The organism is Acidovorax sp. NPDC077693 (assembly GCF_044542805.1).
Lineage (GTDB): Bacteria > Pseudomonadota > Gammaproteobacteria > Burkholderiales > Burkholderiaceae_C > Acidovorax.
This window is the reverse complement of sequence record NZ_JBITVD010000022.1, coordinates 1-20,326: the sequence shown is the minus strand read 5'-3', so window position 1 is coordinate 20,326 and position 20,326 is coordinate 1. Positions and strand designations below refer to the sequence as shown.

Here is a 20,326-nt window from a genome sequence, read left to right as displayed (position 1 = left end):
GGCGCACGCTGTCTAGACATCCCAAAAAACCCTTATGAATCAATCTGCTGTTACAACAAGCCCGGTGTCCGATGGTGTAGGAAAGGCGCTCGAAATCTCGCTGCGCGGCGTCGACGAGCTGCTGCCCCAGGACGAGTGGGTCCAAAAGCTCACGCGGTCCGAAGCGTCGGGCCAGCCCCTGCGTGTCAAGCTGGGGCTGGACCCCACCGCGCCCGACATCCACATCGGCCACACCGTGGTGCTCAACAAGATGCGCCAGTTGCAAGATCTGGGCCACCAGGTGATCTTTTTGATCGGCGATTTCACCAGCCTGATCGGCGACCCTTCGGGCCGCAACAGCACGCGCCCGCCGCTCACCAAGGATCAGATCAAGGCCAACGCCGAGACCTATTACCGCCAGGCCAGCCTGGTGCTGGACCCGGCGCGCACCGAGATCCGTTACAACAGCGAATGGAGCGAGCCCCTGGGCGCCAGCGGCATGATCCAGCTGGCCGCCAAGTACACCGTGGCCCGCATGATGGAGCGCGACGATTTTCACAAGCGCTTCACCACCGGGCAGTCCATCTCGGTGCACGAATTCTTGTACCCGCTGATGCAGGGCTACGACTCGGTGGCGTTGAAGAGCGACCTGGAGCTGGGCGGCACCGACCAGAAGTTCAACCTGCTCATGGGCCGCCACCTGCAGCAGGAGTACGGCCAGGAGCCGCAGTGTGTGCTCACCATGCCGCTGCTGGTGGGCCTGGACGGCGTGGACAAGATGTCCAAGTCCAAGAACAACTACATCGGCATCACCGAAGAGCCCAACACCATGTTCGCCAAGGTGCTGTCGATCAGCGACACGCTCATGTGGGACTGGTACACGCTGCTGTCGTTCAAGAGCCTGGCCGACATCGCCGCGCTCAAGGCCGAGATCGCCGGCGGGCGCAACCCCAAGGACGCCAAGGTGATGCTCGCCAAGGAGATCACCACGCGCTTTCACAGCGCGGCCGCGGCCGAGGCGGCCGAGCAGGACTTCATCAACCGCAGCAAGGGCGGCGTGCCCGATGAGATTCCCGAGGTGAGCCTGTCGGGCGCGCCGCTGGGCATCGGTGCGCTGCTCAAGCAGGCCAACCTCGCGCCGTCGGGCAGCGAGGCCAGCCGCCTGATCGACGGCGGCGGCGTGCGCGTGGATGGCAGCGTGGTCAGCGACAAGGGCCTGAAGCTCGACGCGGGCACCTACGTGGTGCAGGTGGGCAAGCGGAAATTCGCACGGGTGACGCTGGCTTGACGGGCCTGCAGCGCTCGCTGTAGGGGCGCTGCCAGCTATTCAATTGGTAGCTAATCGGCCCCGTCCAGGTCGTCATTGAGATCCGGGTCCGGCACATCGCCAATCGCCTCGCGCGTCGCCTGGGCCTGCAGCTCCAGCCAGGCGCAGAACGCCTTGATCTCCGGGCGCTGGGCGCTGCGGGGGCCCACCATCAGCCAGTAGGTCAGGGGCGAGTCGATGCGGTGGCCGGGCAGCACCTCCACCAGGTCGCCCGAGGCCAGGGCGTCCGCGATCAGCGGCATGCGGGCCAGCGCCAGGCCCTGGCCGGCCAGCGCGGCCTGCACGATCTGGTGTGCGTAGTTGAAGTACAGCCAGCGCTCGGGCTGCAGCTTGGCCAGGTCGCGCGCGTCGAACCAGCGGCGCCAGCTCAGGTACTCCAGATAATGCGTGCGGTGGGCGTCGCCCGCCTCGATGAGGGTGAACTGCGCCACGTCGGCCGGCGTGCGCAGGGGCTTGCCGCTTTTGAGCAGCCAGGGGCTCGCCACCACGGCCAGTTGCTCGCCGAACAGGCGCGTGCCGCCCTGGGTGGCGCCGCCGGGCATGGCGTAGCGCAGCGCCAGGTCCACGTCCGAGGTGTCCAGGTCGATCTGCACGTCGCTCGCATCGATGCGGATGTCGATGCCCGGGTTGTCGCGCTGGAACTCCTCCATGCGCGGGATGAGCCACATCGATGCAAAGCTGGCCCAGGTGGTGATGGCCACGCTGCGCCGGCCGGCCGTCTGGCGCACCAGGCGCACGGCGGCGTCCATGCGCTCGATGGCCGGGGCCACGGCGCGCTGCAGCTGCGCACCCGCGCTGGTCAGCTCCACCGCGCGCGTGTGGCGCAGGAACAGCGCCACACCCACTTCTTCTTCCAGCGCCTGGATCTGGCGGCTCACGGCCGACTGGGTGAGCGAGAGCTCGTCGGCGGCGGCGCGGAAGTTCAGGTGCCGCGCCACGGCCAGAAAGGCGCGCCAGTGGCCGGTGGCCACGGTGCGGGTGCGAAGGACGGCGGGAGAGTACTCGGCTGAGGCCATGGCGGGTTCCTGAGGAGGTCCAGATTCATGCGTCGATGGAATGAATAGCGTACCGCGTTTTCATTGGACTGTGTAGGGCGCTGGCGGCAACATTGATGCTCATCAACGCGCATTGAGCGCACCGGAAGGAGTCCGTCATGCCAGCCCGCAACGTTCTGGAATCGCAACAATCCGCCCAAGCCCCGTCGGCTGGCCGACCTGCGGCCGGTTGCTGGAAACTGAACCCTGGCCGAGCCCTGTCGCTGCACCCGCGCGAGCACGGCGTGTTGGCCATCGCGCAGGGCCGCGCCTGGGTCACCCTGCGGGGCGCGTCGCTGGCCGGGCTGCCGGCGGACTTGCGCTCTGACCTGCCCGTGTGCCTGGCCGACCACGTGCTGCAGGCCGGCGAGCGCCTGGTGGTCGCGCCCGGCCAGCATGTGGTGATGGAAGCCTGGAGCCCCGTAGGCGCGCTGCCTGAAACCGTGGCCTTCGAGTGGGCGGCGCAGCCCGCTGCACCGGCACAGCGCCTGCTGCGGCCCGGTGCCGAGTGGGAATGCAGCGTCGCCTTGCCCCTGCGCGACCTGATGCAGGCCCTGGGCCTGGGCGGCCGTGCCGTGGGCCAGGCGGGCGTGCAGGTGTTGGGCGCAGGCAGCCGGCTGGCGGTCGGAATCGCGCGGTTTGCTCTCTTTCGGATAGCAGCGCCCCGTGCTCGCACCACGGCTTGAGGGCGACATGCAAGAAGAGCATCAATCGGCACATTCCTTTTCATTGGACGCCGTGTCTAGCACGCCGCACCATAGAGTCCATCAAGGGTAAACCCGGAGAACGCCATGAACACCACCTCGCACACCTTTCAAGTCCAATCCGCCGCTGCCACGGCAAAGTCCGCCCAGGGCGCCACCACCGTGCTGCCCGGCAACGCAGTCAGCCTGACACCCCGCGCGGCCCTGGCCCTGCGCGTCGCCGAAGGCCACGCCTGGGTCACGCTCGATGCCGGCCCGTACGGCACGGGCGCCGAGGCCGGCGACGTCTTCCTGCACGCCGGCCAGACGCTGCAGATCGCTGCCGGCCAGCATGCCGTGGTCGAGCCCCTGGGCACGCAGCGCCTGCAGTACCGCGTGGCCGCGGTGGCCGCCGCAACAGCGCATGCCGAAGGCGCTGCACCCTGGTGGCGCCGCGCGGCTTTCGGCAGTGCCGCAGCCGCCGACCAGCGCGTGTCCACGGACGCCTGCTGCGCCTGAGGCACGCCGGCCCGGGGCTGCCCTGCAGACCCTGCGCCATGGAGTCGACGCCGTGCCATCACCGGCACGGCAGGGAACGACCCGGAAATCAATGCCTTAAGAGCTTCTGCCGCTTGTCCCGCAAGCGCCAGAAGCTATTTTTTTGATAGCAAACAAGACGCGACGCCGCCAGGGCAGCGGGGTGCGCGCCTTGCGTCAGCGTGGCGGGGTCTCCAGCAGGTCGATCAACTGCGCCTGCAGCGTGACCAGGATTTCCTGCGACAGCTCGGGCTGCCCCGCGGCCGTGGCCCGCGCCAGCGCCAGGCCGCCGACCATGGTGGCCAGCACTTCCATGGCCCGTGCACGCTGGGCCGAGGGCGGGGCGCCCGGCGCGTGGTCGGCCAGCAACTGCGTGAAGCGCTGGATGTTGCGCTCGATGCCTTCGGCAAACACCTGCGACAACTCGGGCCCCGCGCGGGCCGCGTCCACCGCCAGCGCAGCGGCCGGGCAACCGTTGCCGGGTTCGTCGCGGTGCTGTGGCGAGAGATAGCTTTTGATGCGGTCCGCCATGTTGGCGTTGGGCGTGTGCCCGTCCAGCGGCGCGATCGACCAGTCGAACGCACGCGCGCAGGCCTCGCGCACCAGGGCATCCTTGGACGCGAAATGCCGGTACAGCCCACCGTGCGTCAGCCCGGCGTCGCGGGTGATGTCGGCCACGCCCACGCCCGTCAGGCCGCGCTCGCGGTACAGCCGCGACGCCGCGTCCAGGATGCCCTGGCGGTTCTCTGCGGCCTGTGCTTTGGACACCTTCATGGAAAACCTTTTAATGATTGCGGTCGTACGCAATAAGCTGTTTTGTGCTTATGATGACGGCTCCAATCATAAGCCTCGGCTTTGAAATCCAGCCTTGCCCCTGTGAATGCGGTGGTGATGCTGCGCCGTCCCTCGGGCCCGCGCGGGCGGTGCACCGCTTGGCCTTCACGCAGTGAGGTCGTAAAGGCCGCCCCGCTTTGACGCTGCAGCCGCCACCAGGGGCGCTGCAGGGCAGGCCCATTACCAGCGAGATGTTTTCATGAAATCCACTGTGACCCCCCTTGGCGCGCTGACCGCCGCCCGCTGCCCTGGAGCCATCGGCTGATGCGCCGCGTCGTCATCACCGGCATGGGTCTGGTCTCGCCCCTGGGCAGCCAGGTGGAACTGGCCTGGCAGCGCCTGCTCGCCGCGCGCTCGGGCATCACCCGCCTGCCGGAAGGGGTTGCAGAAGGCGTGCCCGCCCAGGTCGCAGGGCGTGTGCTGAGCTTGGCCGAGGACCCCGAGGGCGGCTGGGATGTGGACGCCATCGTCTCGCCCAAGGACCAGCGCAAGATGGACCGCTTCATCCCGTTTGCGCTGGGCGCAGCGCAGCAGGCGCTGGCGCAGGCCGGCTGGCCCGTGGCGGGCGGCGATGCGGCTGCGCTCGCGCGCACGGCCACCGTCATCGCATCGGGCATCGGCGGGTTCGGCGCCATTGCCGATGCGGTGCGCACCACCGAAACGCGCGGGCCGCAGCGGCTGTCGCCGTTCACCGTGCCGTCGTTCCTGGTCAACCTGGCGGCGGGGCATGTGTCCATCCGCCACGGGCTCAAGGGCCCGCTGGGTGCGCCGGTGACGGCCTGTGCCGCCAGCGTGCAGGCGCTGGGCGATGCGGCCCGCATGATCCGCTGCGGCGAGGCCGACATCGCCGTGTGCGGCGGCAGCGAGGCCGCCATCGACCGGGTGAGCCTGGGCGCGTTCGCCGCGGCCAAGGCGCTGTCCACGGGCTTCAACGATGCGCCGCACGAGGCCTCGCGCCCGTTCGATGCGCAGCGTGACGGTTTCGTGATGGGCGAGGGCGCGGGCATGCTGGTCATCGAGGCGCTGGAGCACGCGCTGGCCCGCGGCGCGCAGCCGCTGGCCGAGCTGGTGGGCTACGGCACGTCGGCCGACGCGTACCACATCACCTCGGGCCCCGAGGATGGCGATGGGGCGGCCCGCAGCATGGAGGGGGCGCTGGCACAAGCGGGGCTGCGCGCGGACGAGGTGCAGTACCTCAACGCCCACGCCACCTCCACCATGGTCGGAGACCGGGGCGAGCTGGCAGCGATCCGCCGCGTGTTCGGCACCGACGGCGGCATCGCCGTCAGCTCCACCAAGTCGGCCACCGGGCACCTGCTGGGTGCGGCAGGTGCGGTGGCAGCGATCTTCACGGTGCTGGCGCTGCGCGATCAGGTGGTGCCCGGCACGCTCAACCTGCACACGCCCGATGAGCAGGCGGCGGGCCTGGACATGGTGGCGCTGGCAGCCCGGCCGATGGCGCTGTCGCACGCCATGGTCAATGGCTTCGGTTTTGGCGGGGTGAATGCCACCTTGGTGCTGCGGCGCTGGCCGCACGGGCAGGCCTGAACGGAAGACCTTGGCGACAAGCCTGAGTGGCAGCGTGAGCGCCGGGCGGGTTGCCGTGCAACTGGCCTGGCCTGGCCTGGCCTGGCCTGGCGCGGTGCTTTGGGAAGGCGGCCGGGCCGTGCGTGGGTGACTGGGGAAGGGTAGGTCTCAGTAATCCAGCTCTTCGCACACGGCGGTGAAGGCGGCCAGCGCGGCCTCGCCATCCAGCTGCTCCATGCGCGCGAGTGCGTCCACGTCTTCCACGGTGCTGAAGGCCAGGTTGAAGTTCTGGAACCGCCGGCCTGCGAGCAGCCCGTGGTGCAGGACTTCGACGTTCACATGGCGCGGGTCGTTGCGGATGCGCTCGATGAGCTTGAGCACCGCTTTCTTGGGCCCCTCGAACTGCTGGCAAAAGCGCTGGCCGTCGAAAATGAGCAGCCCGGTGATGTCCATCCTGGTGTTGGCCACGCGGGCGGCGGCGGCGATCTCGGCCACGACGCTCAGGGGTTGGTCGGGCGCGAGCATGCTGACGTACAGCACCTCGTACAGTGCGGGGGAAAGGTTCATAGGGATGCCCCAATGTAGGCCGGGGCAGCGTGGTCGCGCAATGTCAAAAGACATACGCGGCATTGGCGCGTCACTTGCGCAACACCTGCGCTCTTGCCGTGTTGCGCGCGCAAGGACCGCTTCTAAAATCGCCGCACCATGAGCGCTGTCCCCCCCGTAGTCCCCGCCTGCCCTCCTGCCTGCCGAGCCTGCGGACTGCGCAAGACCGGCGCGTTCACGCTGGTGGAGCCGCAGGTGCTGGACTTCATCGAGGGCTTTCGCAGCGACACCATGGCGGTGCAGCCCGGCGACGCGCTGGTGCGCGAAGGGCAGGGCAATGCGCGGTTGTTCACGCTGTATTCGGGCTGGGCGTTTCGCTACAAGACGCTGAGCGACGGGCGCCGCCAGATCCTCAACTTCCTGCTGCCGGGTGACCTGGTGGGCTTGCAGCAGGAGTTCGGCGACGCGTCGGCGCATGGCGTGGAGGCGCTGACCGCGTGCTCGCTGTGCGTGTTCCAGAACGACAGCCTGTGGGCCGTGTTCCGCGAGCACCCGCGCCTGGGCTACGACATGACCTGGCTGGCCGCGCACGAAGAGGGCCACGTGGACGACAACCTGCTCACCGCCGGGCGGCGCAACGCCACCGAGCGCGTGGCCATGCTGCTGATGCACCTGTACCGGCGGCTCGACCGCATCGGCATGGCCGAGGGCGGCACCGTGGCGTTTCCGCTCACCCAGCAGCACATCGCCGATGCCCTGGGGCTGTCGCTGGTGCACACCAACAAGACGCTGCGGCGCCTGTCGATGCTGGGCCTGCACGAGCTCAAAGACGGGCGGCTGCGCCTGCTCAACACCCGCGCGCTGGCCCGCATCGCCGAGTACTACGACACGCCCCCGCGCCTGCTGCCGCTGCTGTAGCCTGCCGATGGGCATCAAAAACGGCCCTGCCGCTTATCTGGCAAGCGCCAGGCGCTATGTTTTGCATAGCATGTGGCGTGGGGTGCGCTGCAGCCGATAATCCCGTACCGGCCTGCGCACGCACCGTGGCGCGGCCCGCACTCTCCCTCATCGTTCATGACGCAACTCGACATCCTCATCATGGCGGCCGGCAAGGGCACGCGCATGAAAAGCCGCATACCCAAAGTGCTGCAGCGCCTGGCGGGGCGCCCGCTGCTGCACCACGTACTCGACCAGGCCGCACACCTGCAGGCCCGCAGTGCGGTGGTCATCACCGGCCACGGTGCTGCCGAAGTAGAGGCCGCCTGCACGGGGGCGGCGAGTGGCAGCCGTGGTCTGGATGTGAAATTTGCGCGGCAGGAGCCGCAGCTGGGCACGGGCCACGCGGTGCAGCAGGCGGCGCCGCTGCTGGCTGACGACGGCACGGCCGTGGTGCTGTCGGGCGACGTGCCGCTCACGCACGCCGGCACGCTGCGCGCGCTGGTGGATGCGAGCACGCAGGGTGGCGGCGGGCGACTGGCGCTGCTCACCGTCACGCTGGCCGACCCCACGGGCTACGGCCGCATCGTGCGCGACGCCCAGGGCGCCGTGCAGGGCATCGTCGAACATAAAGACGCCAGCGAAGCCCAGCGCGCCATCACCGAGGTCTACAGCGGCATCATGGCCGTGCCCACGCGCCAGCTCAAAGGCTGGCTGGCACGGCTGACCAACGACAACGCCCAGGGCGAGTACTACCTGACCGACATCGTCGCCATGGCCGTGGCCGACGGCGTGCCCGTGGTGGCGCACCGCATCAACGATGCGCTGCAGGTGGCCGGTGTGAACAGCCCGCTGCAACTGGCCGAGCTGGAGCGCGCGCACCAGCTGCGCGTGGCGCGCAGCCTGATGGAGCAGGGCGTGCGCCTGGCCGACCCGGCACGCCTGGATGTGCGCGACGACACCCGCACCAGCGCGCGCGGCGAGCTGCAGTGCGGCCAGGACGTGGAGATCGACGTGAACTGCATCTTCACCGGCCGCGTGGAGCTGGGCGACGGCGTGAGCATCGGCGCGCACTGCTGCATTGCCAACGCCACCATCGCCGCGGGCGCGGTGATCCACCCCTACACCCACATCGACGGCGAAAAGGCCGGTGCCAGCGTGGGCGCCGGTGCGCTCATCGGCCCGTTCGCCCGCCTGCGCCCCGGTGCGCAACTGGGCCGCGAGGTGCACATCGGCAACTTCGTCGAGGTGAAGAACAGCACGCTGGCCGACGGCGCCAAGGCCAACCACCTGGCCTACCTGGGCGACGCCACGGTGGGCGAGCGCGTGAACTACGGCGCCGGCAGCATCACCGCCAACTACGACGGCGCGAACAAGCACCGCACGGTGATCGAGGCCGACGTGCACATCGGCAGCAACTGCGTGCTGGTGGCGCCCGTCACCATCGGCGCAGGTGGCACGGTGGGAGGGGGCAGCACCATCACCAAGAGCACGGCACCGGGCGCTTTGAGCGTGGCGCGCGGCAAGCAGGTCAGCATCGCCAACTGGGCGCGGCCGAAGAAGTGAGGAGCGCTGTGAGCCGCTGCGCGCCTTCCTCCGCCCTGATGGTGCGGGGCAAGAATGCGCCCGGTGGCCCGGTGCGGCCGATGACGCTTTGGCTGGCCCTGGCCCGGGCGTCGCGCCCACTTCAAGGGGTGTGAACGATGAGCGACAACGACACCCCGCAGACCCTGCTGCAACTGCGCACCGAGCTGGCCCGCAGCCAGCAGCAGGTGGCCGAGATGGCCGCGGCGCACGAGGACTTTCTGCGCGCGGTCTCGCACGACCTGCGTGCGCCGCTGCGGCACTTCACGTCGTACGGCACGCTGGTGCGCGAGACGCTGGGCGACCTGCCTGCCGCCGTGGTGCAGGGGGCCGAGGTGCAGGAGGCGCTGGGCTTCCTGGCCACCATGGACCAGTCGGCCCGCCGCATGGGCCTGATGATCGACGCGCTGCAGGCCTTGGCGCGCGCCGGCAAGGCCCCCGTGCGCTGGCAGCCGGTACCGCTGGCCGACGCGGTGGCGCAGGCGCGCGCAGCCCTTGCCAGCGCGCATGCAGGGCGTGAGGTGCAGTGGCGCATCGCCCCCGACCTGCCCACGTTGAATGCCGACCCGGAGCTGCTGCAGGAATTGCTCGGGCAACTGCTGGGCAACGCCCTCAAGTTCACGCGCAACAACGCTCAGCCCGCGCTCATCAGCGTGCAGGCCGTGGCGGCGGATGCGCCGGCTCAGGTGGGGTTCACGGTGACGGACAACGGCGCGGGGTTCGACCCGGCACGTGCGGGCCAGCTGTTTGGCGTGTTCCAGCGGCTGCACCGCGAGACCGAGTTCGACGGCGTGGGCGCAGGCCTGGCGCTGTGCCGGGCGATCGCGCAGCGCCATGGCGGCGCCATCACCGCTACGGCGGGCGTGGGCGCGGGCTGCACGGTGCGGGTGCAATGGCCGGCGGCGCTGCCCGGTGCTGCTGCGGGTGGTTGGGGCGGTGGTTGATGCCGTGGTTCAGGCAGTGGTTGAGGCAGTGGTCGAGACGGACCCGCGGTGGATCGCCCCAAACCGTTCGGGTTGAGCCTGTCGAAACCTTGCGCGGCGCTTCTACGCGCTCAGCGTGAAAGGGCTGGGTGCCGTCCCATGCCGGTGGTCATCACACCGCAGGCACCAGCTCCGGCTCCATGCACCCCGCCACACGGTTGCGGCCCGCCTTCTTGGCGGCGTACAGCGCGGCGTCTGCAGACTCGATCCAGGCGCGCAGGTCGCTGTGGCGGTGGTCGGCCGGGGCCACGCCGATGCTGCTGGTCAGGCGCAGATCGGGCAGCTCGCGCAGCCGCACGCCTTCGGCCTGGGCGCGAATGCGCTGTGCAATCGCCAGCGCATCCTGCGCCCGCATGCCGGGCAGGATGATGGCGAACTCGTCGCCGCCATAGCGCCCCGCACAGTCGCCCGCCCGCACATGTCCGCGCACCACGTGGGCCAGTGCACGGATCACCTCGTCGCCCACGGCATGGCCGTGCTCGTCGTTCACTTCCTTGAAGTGGTCGATGTCCATCATCAGCATGCAGGCGGGCTCGTCGGTGGTGTGGTGGCGCCGCAGCGCGGCCTCGGCCTGCTCCTGCCAGTGCCCGCGGCCGAACAGGCCGGTGAGCGAATCGATGCGGCGCAGCTCGTCCAGCATTTGGTTCTGGCGTGACACCTGGCGGATGAGCTGGTAGCTCACCACGCTGACCGACAGCGTGTGCAGGGTCATCACCGGCAGGCAGGCCAGCAGCACGGTGAGCGACGTCTCGGGCGCCCAGTGCCAGCCCGTGAGCACCGCGCTGGCCACGCCCGCCAGCAGCATCACCGGAATGGACCGCGCCCACAGCCCGCGGATGCCGGTGGTCACCTTGTCCACCAGGGTCAGCGTGAGCAGCAGCACGCTGGGCAGCAGGTTGAAGTGCATCAGCGGCACAAAGGCCGCCGCCGCCGCCGAATCGACGAGCAGATTGCGCATCTCTGTCCGGTACGGGTCGGTGCTGCGCCGGCTCAGCAGATAGGCCACGTGCGGCCATACGAAGGCCGGCAGCACCATGCCCAGCCAGGCATACAACGAGGCGTGCCGCTCCCACAGCACCACGCCGACCACTGCGCCACCCAGGCCCATGCCCAACACGCGCAGCGGGTAGATACGGCGGGGCATCTGGCGTTCGGGCGTCGGCATCGATGGCGAAGGGGTGTGGGCCGCGCCCGCCGGGGGGGGGCGTGCGATGGGGCGGAGGTCTGTGTAAAAAAGGGCTGCCGGGGAGCTTACCGTGGGCCGCTGACGCAGGCCAGAGAGAAATGACCTACATCTGACGCGGGGCGGACAGGTCGCCCCCTCGCTGCACAGGTCGGCCGCGGATCGACCATGAAGCGCCCACGACTCAACCGCCACTTCACCACGGCCCAAGCCACGGTTCGATTGTCGATTGGTTTGCTATATTTTTTATAGCTGCTAGCGCTTGCTAATCCAGCGATACAGGCACTTTGGTATCGAATTTGGCCCGCCGTGTGGCAAAGAAGGCCTTCACGTTTCGCACATTCGCATCGCCGGTGAACAGCCGCTGCGACAGCGCCAGGTACCCCGGCATGTCCCGCGTGTGCGCCACCAGCACGAAGTCGGGGCCGGGCGACACGCGCCAGCACTGCTGCACTGCGTCGTCGGCCACCGCGCGGGCTTCGAAGGCATCGAGGTGCTCGGCGCCCTGGCGGTCCAGAGACACCTCCACGATGCACGTGAGGCCATGCCCCTGGATGGCGGCCAGCCGGTCGGGCTGCAGGATGGCCACCTGGCGCTCGATGAGCCCGGCCTCCTGCAGCCGCTTGACCCGCCGCAGGCAGGTGGGCGGTGACACATGTACCTGCTCGGCCAGCGACTGGTTGCTCTGGGCGGAGTCGGTTTGCAGCAGGTTCAGCAGCTGCAGGTCGGTAGAGTCGAGTGTTATGGCTTCCATATAGCTCGCAATTATGAAACTTAAATTCACGGCGGTATATTTATGAAATTTAAGTTCATGCAGGTGAAAATATCGATGAGAAATTCTCTGAGAGGGTGCCTACCATCCCTCATCCGTTTCACACAAAGGCATCTCCATGTGCGGCATCGTCGGCGCAGTCTCCACGCGCAACATCGTTCCCATCCTCGTGCAAGGCCTGCAGCGGCTGGAATACCGGGGCTATGACTCCTGCGGCGTGGCCGTGCACGGCGCCAGCCTGGACCCTGCCCGCCACGGCACCGAGCGCGGTGGCCTGCAGCGTGCCCGCAGCACCGCCCGCGTCGCCGAACTGCTGGAGCAGGTGCAGACCGACCACCTGGACGGCGCCACCGGCATCGCCCACACCCGCTGGGCCACCCACGGGGCGCCCGTGGTGCACAACGCCCACCCGCACTTCAGCCACGGCACGGGGGCCGACGCCCAGGCCCACAGCGCGGGCCGCGTGGCCCTGGTGCACAACGGCATCATCGAAAACCATGAAGAACTGCGCCGCGCCCTGCAGGCCCGCGGCTACGTGTTTGCCAGCCAGACCGACACCGAGGTCATCGCCCACCTGGTCGACAGCCACTACAGCGGCGACCTGTTCGACGCCGTGCAGGCCACCGTGGCCGAGCTGCATGGCGCCTACGCCATCGCCGTGATCCACCGCGACGAGCCGCACCGCGTGGTGGGCGCGCGCGCCGGCTCGCCGCTGATCCTGGGCGTGGGCTCCGGGACTGCGGGCTCGGTCGTGGGCGAGCACTTCCTGGCCAGCGACGCCATGGCCCTGGCCGGCGTCACCGACCAGATCGTGTACCTGGAAGAGGGCGACCTGGTGGACCTGCAGCTGGGCCGCTACTGGATCGTCGGCAAGGACCGCGCTGCGCTCACCCCCGCGCAGCGCCCCGTGCGCACCGTGCAGGCCCACAGCGGCGCGGCCGAGCTGGGCCCCTACCGCCACTACATGCAAAAGGAAATCTTCGAGCAGCCGCGCGCCATCGCCGACACGCTCGAAGGCGTGGAAGGCATCGTGCCCGAGCTGTTCGACGGCGCTGGCCTGCACGGCGAGCCCGGCGCCGCCGCCTGGCGCGTGTTCAAGGAGATCGACAGCGTCCTCATCCTGGCCTGCGGCACCAGCTACTACAGCGGCTGCACCGCCAAATACTGGCTCGAAGAAATCGCCGGCATCCCCACGCAGGTGGAAGTGGCCAGCGAATACCGCTACCGCACCAGTGTGCCCAACCCCCGCACCCTGGTCGTCACCATCAGCCAGTCGGGCGAGACAGCCGACACGCTGGCCGCGCTGCGCCACGCGCAGTCCCTGGGCATGTTGCACACGCTGACCATCTGCAACGTGGCCACCAGCGCCATGGTGCGCGAATGCAAGCTGGCCTACATCACCCGTGCGGGTGTGGAGATCGGCGTGGCCAGCACCAAGGCCTTCACCACGCAGCTGGCGGGCCTGTTCTTGCTGACGCTCGCGCTGGCCCAGTCCAAGGGCCGCCTGACCGACGCGCAGGAGGCCGAACACCTCAAGGCCATGCGCCACCTGCCCGTGGCCCTGCAGGCCGTGCTGGCGCTGGAGCCCCAACTCATCAGCTGGGCCGAAGACTTCGCCCGCATGGAAAACGCCCTGTTCCTGGGCCGCGGCCTGCACTACCCCATCGCGCTGGAAGGCGCCTTGAAGCTCAAGGAGATCAGCTACATCCACGCCGAGGCGTATCCCGCCGGCGAGCTCAAGCACGGCCCCCTGGCCCTGGTCACCAGCGCCATGCCCGTGGTGACGGTGGCGCCCAACGACGCCCTGCTGGAAAAGCTCAAGAGCAACATGCAGGAAGTGCGCGCCCGCGCTGGCGTGCTGTACGTGCTGGCCGATGGCGACACCCGCATCGAAAGCGGCGAAGGCCTGCACGTGATCCGCATGCCCGAACACTACGGCCCCCTGAGCCCCCTGCTGCACGTGGTGCCGCTGCAGCTGCTGGCGTACCACACGGCATGTGCGCGGGGGACGGATGTGGACAAGCCGAGGAATTTGGCGAAGAGTGTGACGGTGGAGTGAGGGGAGGAGGAGCGCTGTTGATATTGATCGGGGGGAATAAGGTCCGTCGAGCAGAAATAAACTCCGTCGCGAATTCCCCTGGCGTCGCTTACTTGTAACTCCGGAATTTGAGGACTTGGCGGCACGACGCTCTTACAGGGCGCATCCTCGCGGGGTTCGAGATGCCCACGCCTTGAGAAAACCAAGACGCTCACTCTCGCTCAAAATGCTCGCAAATGGGGAGCTCGACCGCATGGACTGCCCCCGCTCTGTGTCCGACGTCGCGACAGCGAGGGCCTCGTCGAGGCCTTGATCGAATACAGCAAGCCAAGCTGTTGCGTACAGATCGGGACTACCGCTGTGCCGATCTGCCAGGCGTTCGAGGTTGTTCCGCGCCTTCAAGAACAGCGACGGGTCCGAGCGCATTTTCTGCGCGACCAGCTCGTGTAGCGCCAAACTCTTCAGGTCGAGATCGCGGGGCGAAAACATGGCTTCAAAAACCTCAAGCTCTCACAAGGCACCGCGCTTTGCGGTGAATTGCGGCGAAGTCCCGCAATTGCGGCTGATGTAAGTTGTTGATTTCACTACCTGCTGCGCCGGGCCTGCGCATCTCGCTTCTCACGGATGTGTGCCAGTGCCTCCATCGCTGACGCAAGTGTCGACGGCCTTGCACCGCCTTCAAGCATCAAACGCATGTGCAACTTCGTGTTGAGCAGAGGGCTCTGCCCGCGGCCACTTGATGGCTCAGATTGAGCTGCTTGCCCTGGGAATTTCTTGTCCGGCTTCATAGGAAGAAAATAGCACGTCTCCTGCCTTGATGTGCGGGTAGGCATTGACCATCGGTGTCGCACTTCCGATGGCGAGGAGGGTTGCGGCAATGTTGGGCTGGTTCATTGTTATTTCGATCGCTGGCGGTGACGAGCCAATGAAGGTTGGCGACGTACGGACGCTTGCGACCTGGCGTAGCAGCATTGGTGGTGTGGATTGGATCGATCGTCTGGTCGAGCGCAGGCTAGCGAAATTCGAGTCGGGCAACGGCTACCCGACTCGATTCAGCACGATCGCGGCAGCGGCGCTCCCGCTCATCGCCAATGGCAAGCCCCCAGCGCACAGGGACTTCCCCGTCTACGGTGACGACTACTTCATGCCTGCCGGTTGGATTGGCGACTTCACGGCTTACGTCGAACGCATCGCCTCTTGCAAGCCGACGGATTCCCTTGTGATCGAAGTCTGGGACCTGTCGTAAGCCTCCTCGCACCGGACCACGAGCAAGAACCAGGTTTTTCCCCCGATCGATGAGTCAGCGCTACCTTCGGCGCCCGCCCCCAGTAGCGCCAGGCCGAACGCACGGCCTGCGGCCCACTATCGCGTTTTCGGTGAATCACTTCATATAAAATGATGGCCTATCCTGTGGGTACAGGGGTCAAAATGTGGCTCGCCTTCCAGGTTGAGGAATTCATGGAAAAGCCTACAAGCGAATCTCCCGATCAAGCAATGGCGCTTTTGCAAGAAGCGCCACTGCGCGAGCTGATTGCAGCCCGCGTGATCTCGCACGTGATCGCTCTTGGTCAAACAGGTGGATTCGTTCTGGAAGTTCACTTTGGAGAGCGGAAGGCGGTACTCGCAAGCTCTCGTGGTGGAGCGAGAACTTTCGCATCCCTCTCGACAGTTGCGGTGCTGATGCAGCGCCTTGGGCATCCGCGCTTCGAGGTCGATGTCAGCAATTACTTGCCAGGCCGACTGCGCGCAGCGCAACCCGAACGATCCGCCTTAATGAAGGCTGGAAAGCTGCCTAAGGCTGCGCGGAAGTCCTCGAAGCCTGCGAAATGAATCAGGGACCAAACTGAATGGCACTAGAGATCACAGCACCGAATGCGTTTGACGAGGTCTTGGATCTCGTCGGCTTTCTTGCCCAGTCATCAATTGACGAACAAGAAGCTGACGCGGTCACGCGATTGAAAACGCCGACCCAGGAAATCGTCGATATAGGAGCGTGATGACATGACGTACAACCCACAACGCGCGCTGGACTTGCTCCGGACCGGCTCGGGACGCGCCGACGCCAATTTCCGTGAAGACCAAGAAGATGCGATTCGCCACATCGTCGATGGCCGTGGCCGCCTGCTGGTCGTTCAGAAGACCGGATGGGGAAAGAGCTTCGTCTACTTCATCGCGACGAAGCTTCTGCGCGACGACGGCAACGGTCCGGCCCTACTGATCTCCCCGCTACTGGCGCTTATGCGGAATCAGATCGCCGCAGCAGAGCGCATGGGCGTTCGCGCTGCCACGATCAACTCCGACAACGTCGACGACTGGACCCAAGTCGAGGCCAAGCTGGCTCGTCGGGAAATCGACATTCTCTTGATCTCGCCCGAGCGCCTGGCGAACGAGCGCTTCCGCACGCAGGTTCTGGCTGGCATCGCTGCACAGATTTCGATGCTGGTCATCGACGAGGCACATTGCATCTCCGACTGGGGCCACGACTTCCGCCCTCACTATCGCCTGTTGGAGCGGATCGTCAAAACGCTGCCGCCCAACCTGCGACTGCTCGCCACCACGGCAACAGCGAACAACCGCGTGATGGAGGACCTTGCTGCCGTGCTCGGTCCCAAGCTGGACGTCTCGCGAGGCGACTTGAATCGGACCTCGCTTTCCCTGCAAACCATCCGCTTGCCTAGCCAGGCCGAGCGCCTCGCCTGGCTGGCGGAGCAACTGGCCACACTGCAGGGCCACGGGATCATCTACACGCTGACGGTGCGCGACGCCAACCAAGTCGCTGACTGGCTCAAGACCCGGGGTTTCAATGTCGAGGCCTACACGGGCGAAACGGGCGACCGTCGAGAGGCGCTGGAACAGGCGCTGCTCAACAACGAAGTCAAAGCTCTGGTCGCAACGACGGCGCTGGGCATGGGCTACGACAAGCCCGACCTCGCGTTTGTCATCCACTACCAGATGCCTGGTTCCGTCGTTGCGTACTACCAGCAGGTGGGCCGTGCCGGGCGCGCGCTGGACTCCGCCTACGGCGTGCTGCTCAGCGGCCAAGAAGAGTCAGACATCACCGACTGGTTCATCCGAAGCGCGTTCCCGACCCGGCAGGAAGTCGCCGAGGTCTTGGGCGCACTTGAGGAAGAAGAGAACGGCCTGTCCGTCCCCGAGCTGCTGAGTCGCGTCAACCTGAGCAAGGGGCGCGTCGACAAGACGATCGCGCTGCTCTCCCTGGAAGCACCAGCGCCCATCGCCAAACAAGGTACCAAGTGGCAGCTCACGGCAGCCACGCTGAGCGAGGGGTTCTGGGCGCGCGCCGAGCGACTGACGGCCTTGCGACGTGACGAACATCAGCAGATGCAGGACTACGTTAGTCTGCCCTTCGGTGAACACATGGGTTTCTTGATCGGCGCGCTCGACGGTGATCCAAGTGTTGTCACCCAGCCCGCGCTTCCCCCGCTGCCCACTGGAGTGGATGAGGCGCTGGTTCGCGACGCCATTGCGTTTCTTCGGCGCACCAGCCTGCCCATCGAACCCCGCAAGAAGTGGCCTGATGGGGGGATGCCCCAGTACGGCGTCAAGGGATTTATTGCCCTCGGCCACCAAGCACAGCCCGGCAAGGCTCTGTGCGTATGGGGTGACGCCGGCTGGGGCGGACTGGTCCGGCAAGGCAAGTATCACGACGGTAAGTTCGCCGACGACCTAGTTGGCGCCTGCGTGAAGATGATTCACGAGTGGGACCCTCAGCCCAGACCGACATGGATGACGTGTGTTCCATCGCTACGTCATCCTGATCTCGTTCCGAATTTTGCGAAGCGCTTGGCTGCGGCGCTGGGTCTGCCGTTTCATATGGTCATTGCGAAAACAGACGACAGGCCCGAACAGAAGACGATGGCAAACAGTACACAGCAGGCGCGCAACATCGACGGCTCGCTGGCACTCAACGGTCAGCCGATCCCGCAGGGGCCGGTGATCTTGGTCGATGACATGGTTGACTCACGCTGGACGTTGACCGTAGCCGCGTGGCTGCTTCGCCAGAGCGGAAGTGGTGAGGTCTGGCCGATGGCACTCTCTCAGACGGGGCATGACGAATGACTGCCACCCTGTCCCCCAACACCCAGGCGATCCTGCTGTTGACGGCGCCGCTGATCGCTGGACGCGGCACGTCTTCATCGGAGCTCTTGTCGCTCGGTGAATACAAGCGCCTTGCCCGCCATCTGCGGGAAATTCAACGCCAACCTGCGGATCTCGTGTCGCCAGACGCGGCCGATCTACTGCGTGCCTGCCAGCCAGTGATTGATGAAGCCCGTCTGCAGCGTTTGCTGGGGCGAGGCTTCCTCCTCAGCCAAGTCATCGAACGCTGGCAAGCGCGCGCGATCTGGGTGGTCAGCCGCGCTGATGCCGAGTACCCCCGCCGCTTGAAGGCGCGCCTGCGCGAAGACGCCCCGGCAGTGATCTACGGCTGCGGCGACATGAGTCTGCTGGAGTCAGGTGGTCTCGCCGTGGTCGGGTCTCGTCACGTGGACGATTCGCTGATCGACTACACGATGGCCGTGGGCCGATTGGCTGCGCGAGCCGGAAGAACGCTCGTGTCCGGCGGCGCCAAGGGTATCGACCAGGCTGCCATGCGCGGTGCGCTCGAAGCGGGCGGCAAGGTCAGTGGCGTCCTCGCGGACAGCCTAGAAAAAACGACCATGAACCGCGAGCACCGCAACCTGCTGCTCGATGGCCAACTGGTGCTGCTTTCTCCCTACGACCCAAGCGCGGGGTTCAACGTCGGCAATGCGATGCAGCGTAACAAGCTGATCTACGCTCTGGCCGATGCATCCCTGGTTGTCAGCTCCGATCTGAACAAGGGCGGCACCTGGACTGGTGCTGTCGAGCAGTTGGACAAGCTCAAGTTCGTGCCCGTGTACGTTCGATCGACGAGCGGGTCGTCTCCCGGACTCGACGCCCTGCGCAGCAAGGGGGCGCTCCCCTGGCCGAACCCGCAAGACGCCGACGCCTTTGAGGGCGTGTTCGATGTCGCCACGCCGATACCGCCGGCGCCGCCGCAGTCAGGCCTAGCGCTGTTTCCCAGTGATGGACCGTCCGAGGTCGCGCCCACGCTGTCGGCAGTTCCTGAGGCACCACCGGCGAATGAGTCGCCGAATGAGCCAGCGCCGCCACCGGTTTCCGCACCCAGCGAAGCGCCTGTTGATCCAACGCCAGATGCCGCTCCTTCAGTCGCGCAAGTAGTTGAGGCCAAACCTGAAGCAGACGACTCATTGCCGACGACAACATCAACACCCGCCGATACGCTGTTTGCCGCTGTCCGGGAAGTCGTCCAGTTGCTGCTGAAGGCACCAATGAAGGACGCCGAGGTTGCCGCTGCTCTGGACGTTTCCAACGCGCAAGCCAAGGCGTGGCTGCAGCGCCTTGTCGACGAAGGCGCGATCGAAAAACAGAAGAAGCCAGCGGGCTACATCGTCAAGCAGTCCAGCCTCTTCGGGTAGGCGACGACTGCAAGCCCCAACACTATCGATTGAACGAACAAGACCGGATTTCCTGAATGCCTTTAACCCTCCCACAGCTGGAACGCCACCTCTTCAAAGCCGCCGACATCCTGCGCGGCAAGATGGACGCCTCCGAGTTCAAGGAATACATCTTCGGGATGCTGTTCCTCAAGCGCTGCTCCGACGTGTTCAACCAGCATCGCGAGAAGATCATCAAGGAGGAGCTGGCGGCGGGCTTGAGCGAAGCTGAAGCCATCGAGAGCGCCAACCAAAAGGACTGGTACATGGAGGAAGGTTCCTTCTGGGTGCCACCTCAATCGCGCTACGAATATCTTCTGAACGAGGCCCACCAGAATGTCGGTGACTTCCTGAACAAAGCCTTGGCTGGGCTGGAAACAGGCAACACGAGTCTCTATGACGTGCTGGAGCACATCAACTTCACGAAGAAGGTGGGCCAGAGCAAAATTCCTGACATCAAGCTGCGTTCGCTGATCAACCACTTTGGCTTGCACCGTCTACGCAACGAAGACTTCGAGTTCCCGGACCTGCTTGGTGCCGCCTACGAATTCCTGATCGGCGACTTTGCCGACTCTGCCGGCAAGAAAGGCGGCGAGTTCTACACGCCGCGCTCGGTGGTACGAATGATGGTGCGGCTAGTAAAGCCCGAGCTGAAACATCACATCTACGACCCTTGTTGCGGCTCCGGTGGCATGCTGATCTGCGCCAAGGAATACATCGACGAGGCAGGACAGGAGGGCCGCAAAGCGAACCTTTACGGTCAAGAAGACTGAATCGCCCCGGCTTATCTAGACACTTTTGAGCCGTTGGGAATGTCGCTGTTCGAACTCTACAGGGGATAGTCCTGCCGCCGATGAATGACGGC

20 protein-coding genes are annotated in these 20,326 nt (G+C 66.4%); 14 read left to right on the top strand and 6 right to left on the bottom strand.

The features are described 5' to 3' along the window. Positions 1-34: 34 nt before the first annotated feature. On the top strand, positions 35-1,267 hold the full coding sequence (gene tyrS / locus ACIGHN_RS24735) for a tyrosine--tRNA ligase (protein ID WP_396506751.1): 1,233 nt from the start codon (positions 35-37) through the stop codon (positions 1,265-1,267). Between the two features lie 50 nt (positions 1,268-1,317). On the opposite strand, the gene ACIGHN_RS24730 is transcribed toward tyrS, so the two are convergent. After that, the gene (locus tag ACIGHN_RS24730) at positions 1,318-2,322 is read right to left on the bottom strand and encodes a LysR substrate-binding domain-containing protein (RefSeq protein WP_396506750.1); all 1,005 of its coding nucleotides are present in this window, start codon (positions 2,320-2,322) and stop codon (positions 1,318-1,320) included. A 137-nt stretch (positions 2,323-2,459) separates the two neighbouring features. On the opposite strand from ACIGHN_RS24730, the gene ACIGHN_RS24725 reads away from it, so the two are divergent. Then, on the top strand, positions 2,460-3,026 hold the full coding sequence (locus tag ACIGHN_RS24725; protein ID WP_396506748.1) for a DUF2917 domain-containing protein: 567 nt from the start codon (positions 2,460-2,462) through the stop codon (positions 3,024-3,026). Positions 3,027-3,131: 105 nt separating this feature from the next. After that, positions 3,132-3,542 carry a DUF2917 domain-containing protein gene (locus tag ACIGHN_RS24720; RefSeq protein ID WP_396506746.1) on the top strand — a complete coding sequence of 137 codons (411 nt, stop codon included), beginning with the start codon at positions 3,132-3,134 and terminating at the stop codon, positions 3,540-3,542. A gap of 195 nt (positions 3,543-3,737) precedes the next feature. On the opposite strand, the gene ACIGHN_RS24715 is transcribed toward ACIGHN_RS24720, so the two are convergent. Continuing rightward, on the bottom strand, positions 3,738-4,334 hold the full coding sequence (locus ACIGHN_RS24715) for a TetR/AcrR family transcriptional regulator (RefSeq protein WP_056414268.1): 597 nt from the start codon (positions 4,332-4,334) through the stop codon (positions 3,738-3,740). Positions 4,335-4,658: 324 nt separating this feature from the next. Here ACIGHN_RS24715 and fabF point away from each other — a divergent pair, with 324 nt between their 5' ends. After that, entirely contained in the window at positions 4,659-5,942 is a 1,284-nt protein-coding gene (gene fabF, locus ACIGHN_RS24710) for a beta-ketoacyl-ACP synthase II (protein WP_396506743.1), read from the top strand. A gap of 147 nt (positions 5,943-6,089) precedes the next feature. On the opposite strand, the gene ACIGHN_RS24705 is transcribed toward fabF, so the two are convergent. Then, positions 6,090-6,488 carry a BLUF domain-containing protein gene (locus ACIGHN_RS24705; protein WP_056162862.1) on the bottom strand — a complete coding sequence of 133 codons (399 nt, stop codon included), beginning with the start codon at positions 6,486-6,488 and terminating at the stop codon, positions 6,090-6,092. A gap of 138 nt (positions 6,489-6,626) precedes the next feature. Between ACIGHN_RS24705 and ACIGHN_RS24700 the strand changes: the two genes are divergently transcribed. The 3 genes from ACIGHN_RS24700 (at position 6,627) to ACIGHN_RS24690 (ending at position 9,931) form a co-directional block, all read left to right on the top strand. After that, a complete protein-coding gene (locus ACIGHN_RS24700; protein WP_056162864.1) occupies positions 6,627-7,385 on the top strand; it encodes a Crp/Fnr family transcriptional regulator in 759 nt (252 codons plus the stop codon). A 156-nt stretch (positions 7,386-7,541) separates the two neighbouring features. After that, positions 7,542-8,969 carry a bifunctional UDP-N-acetylglucosamine diphosphorylase/glucosamine-1-phosphate N-acetyltransferase GlmU gene (gene glmU, locus ACIGHN_RS24695; RefSeq protein WP_396506741.1) on the top strand — a complete coding sequence of 476 codons (1,428 nt, stop codon included), beginning with the start codon at positions 7,542-7,544 and terminating at the stop codon, positions 8,967-8,969. A gap of 137 nt (positions 8,970-9,106) precedes the next feature. Beyond that, positions 9,107-9,931 (top strand): ATP-binding protein, encoded by an 825-nt coding sequence (locus tag ACIGHN_RS24690; RefSeq protein ID WP_396506739.1) that lies wholly within the window; start codon positions 9,107-9,109, stop codon positions 9,929-9,931. Positions 9,932-10,082: 151 nt separating this feature from the next. On the opposite strand, the gene ACIGHN_RS24685 is transcribed toward ACIGHN_RS24690, so the two are convergent. Both ACIGHN_RS24685 and ACIGHN_RS24680 read right to left on the bottom strand, forming a co-directional pair. Next, the gene (locus tag ACIGHN_RS24685; RefSeq protein ID WP_396506738.1) at positions 10,083-11,135 is read right to left on the bottom strand and encodes a diguanylate cyclase; all 1,053 of its coding nucleotides are present in this window, start codon (positions 11,133-11,135) and stop codon (positions 10,083-10,085) included. Between the two features lie 283 nt (positions 11,136-11,418). Next, entirely contained in the window at positions 11,419-11,907 is a 489-nt protein-coding gene (locus tag ACIGHN_RS24680; RefSeq protein ID WP_396506737.1) for an Lrp/AsnC family transcriptional regulator, read from the bottom strand. Between the two features lie 136 nt (positions 11,908-12,043). Between ACIGHN_RS24680 and glmS the strand changes: the two genes are divergently transcribed. Beyond that, on the top strand, positions 12,044-13,984 hold the full coding sequence (gene glmS / locus ACIGHN_RS24675) for a glutamine--fructose-6-phosphate transaminase (isomerizing) (protein WP_396506736.1): 1,941 nt from the start codon (positions 12,044-12,046) through the stop codon (positions 13,982-13,984). A gap of 723 nt (positions 13,985-14,707) precedes the next feature. Here glmS and ACIGHN_RS24670 read toward each other — a convergent pair. Continuing rightward, positions 14,708-14,857, bottom strand: coding sequence for a hypothetical protein (locus ACIGHN_RS24670; protein WP_158725109.1), 150 nt, complete (start codon positions 14,855-14,857; stop codon positions 14,708-14,710). On the opposite strand from ACIGHN_RS24670, the gene ACIGHN_RS24665 reads away from it, so the two are divergent. The 6 genes from ACIGHN_RS24665 to ACIGHN_RS24640 all read left to right on the top strand — a co-directional run bounded on the left by ACIGHN_RS24665 (position 14,841) and on the right by ACIGHN_RS24640 (position 20,234). Next, a complete protein-coding gene (locus ACIGHN_RS24665) occupies positions 14,841-15,209 on the top strand; it encodes a hypothetical protein (RefSeq protein ID WP_396506735.1) in 369 nt (122 codons plus the stop codon). The two genes, ACIGHN_RS24670 and ACIGHN_RS24665, sit on opposite strands and share 17 nt — an antisense overlap. A 152-nt stretch (positions 15,210-15,361) precedes the next feature. After that, a complete protein-coding gene (locus ACIGHN_RS24660) occupies positions 15,362-15,793 on the top strand; it encodes a hypothetical protein (RefSeq protein ID WP_396506734.1) in 432 nt (143 codons plus the stop codon). Between the two features lie 17 nt (positions 15,794-15,810). Then, on the top strand, positions 15,811-15,960 hold the full coding sequence (locus ACIGHN_RS24655; protein WP_158725106.1) for a hypothetical protein: 150 nt from the start codon (positions 15,811-15,813) through the stop codon (positions 15,958-15,960). Between the two features lie 4 nt (positions 15,961-15,964). Then, positions 15,965-18,043 carry a RecQ family ATP-dependent DNA helicase gene (locus ACIGHN_RS24650; RefSeq protein ID WP_396506733.1) on the top strand — a complete coding sequence of 693 codons (2,079 nt, stop codon included), beginning with the start codon at positions 15,965-15,967 and terminating at the stop codon, positions 18,041-18,043. Next, the gene (locus ACIGHN_RS24645) at positions 18,040-19,443 is read left to right on the top strand and encodes a DNA-processing protein DprA (protein ID WP_396506732.1); all 1,404 of its coding nucleotides are present in this window, start codon (positions 18,040-18,042) and stop codon (positions 19,441-19,443) included. The genes ACIGHN_RS24650 and ACIGHN_RS24645 overlap by 4 nt, the downstream gene beginning before the upstream one ends. Before the next feature lie 56 nt (positions 19,444-19,499). Next, a complete protein-coding gene (locus ACIGHN_RS24640; RefSeq protein ID WP_396506730.1) occupies positions 19,500-20,234 on the top strand; it encodes a type I restriction-modification system subunit M N-terminal domain-containing protein in 735 nt (244 codons plus the stop codon). The last annotated feature ends 92 nt before the right edge of the window (positions 20,235-20,326 follow it).

Bases quoted from the DNA above. Each gene is read 5' to 3' on its own strand.
- glmS (WP_396506736.1), top strand. From the start codon at position 12,044: ATGTGCGGCATCGTCGGCGCAGTCTCCACGCGCAACATCGTTCCCATC.
- ACIGHN_RS24665 (WP_396506735.1), top strand. From the start codon at position 14,841: ATGTTGGGCTGGTTCATTGTTATTTCGATCGCTGGCGGTGACGAGCCA.
- ACIGHN_RS24680 (WP_396506737.1), bottom strand. From the start codon at position 11,907: ATGGAAGCCATAACACTCGACTCTACCGACCTGCAGCTGCTGAACCTG.
- ACIGHN_RS24655 (WP_158725106.1), top strand. From the start codon at position 15,811: ATGGCACTAGAGATCACAGCACCGAATGCGTTTGACGAGGTCTTGGAT.
- ACIGHN_RS24720 (WP_396506746.1), top strand. From the start codon at position 3,132: ATGAACACCACCTCGCACACCTTTCAAGTCCAATCCGCCGCTGCCACG.
- ACIGHN_RS24660 (WP_396506734.1), top strand. From the start codon at position 15,362: ATGGCCTATCCTGTGGGTACAGGGGTCAAAATGTGGCTCGCCTTCCAG.
- ACIGHN_RS24670 (WP_158725109.1), bottom strand. From the start codon at position 14,857: ATGAACCAGCCCAACATTGCCGCAACCCTCCTCGCCATCGGAAGTGCG.
- ACIGHN_RS24640 (WP_396506730.1), top strand. From the start codon at position 19,500: ATGCCTTTAACCCTCCCACAGCTGGAACGCCACCTCTTCAAAGCCGCC.
- ACIGHN_RS24725 (WP_396506748.1), top strand. From the start codon at position 2,460: ATGCCAGCCCGCAACGTTCTGGAATCGCAACAATCCGCCCAAGCCCCG.
- ACIGHN_RS24685 (WP_396506738.1), bottom strand. From the start codon at position 11,135: ATGCCGACGCCCGAACGCCAGATGCCCCGCCGTATCTACCCGCTGCGC.
- glmU (WP_396506741.1), top strand. From the start codon at position 7,542: ATGACGCAACTCGACATCCTCATCATGGCGGCCGGCAAGGGCACGCGC.
- ACIGHN_RS24705 (WP_056162862.1), bottom strand. From the start codon at position 6,488: ATGAACCTTTCCCCCGCACTGTACGAGGTGCTGTACGTCAGCATGCTC.
- ACIGHN_RS24650 (WP_396506733.1), top strand. From the start codon at position 15,965: ATGACGTACAACCCACAACGCGCGCTGGACTTGCTCCGGACCGGCTCG.
- ACIGHN_RS24730 (WP_396506750.1), bottom strand. From the start codon at position 2,322: ATGGCCTCAGCCGAGTACTCTCCCGCCGTCCTTCGCACCCGCACCGTG.
- ACIGHN_RS24715 (WP_056414268.1), bottom strand. From the start codon at position 4,334: ATGAAGGTGTCCAAAGCACAGGCCGCAGAGAACCGCCAGGGCATCCTG.
- ACIGHN_RS24690 (WP_396506739.1), top strand. From the start codon at position 9,107: ATGAGCGACAACGACACCCCGCAGACCCTGCTGCAACTGCGCACCGAG.
- fabF (WP_396506743.1), top strand. From the start codon at position 4,659: ATGCGCCGCGTCGTCATCACCGGCATGGGTCTGGTCTCGCCCCTGGGC.
- ACIGHN_RS24645 (WP_396506732.1), top strand. From the start codon at position 18,040: ATGACTGCCACCCTGTCCCCCAACACCCAGGCGATCCTGCTGTTGACG.
- ACIGHN_RS24700 (WP_056162864.1), top strand. From the start codon at position 6,627: ATGAGCGCTGTCCCCCCCGTAGTCCCCGCCTGCCCTCCTGCCTGCCGA.
- tyrS (WP_396506751.1), top strand. From the start codon at position 35: ATGAATCAATCTGCTGTTACAACAAGCCCGGTGTCCGATGGTGTAGGA.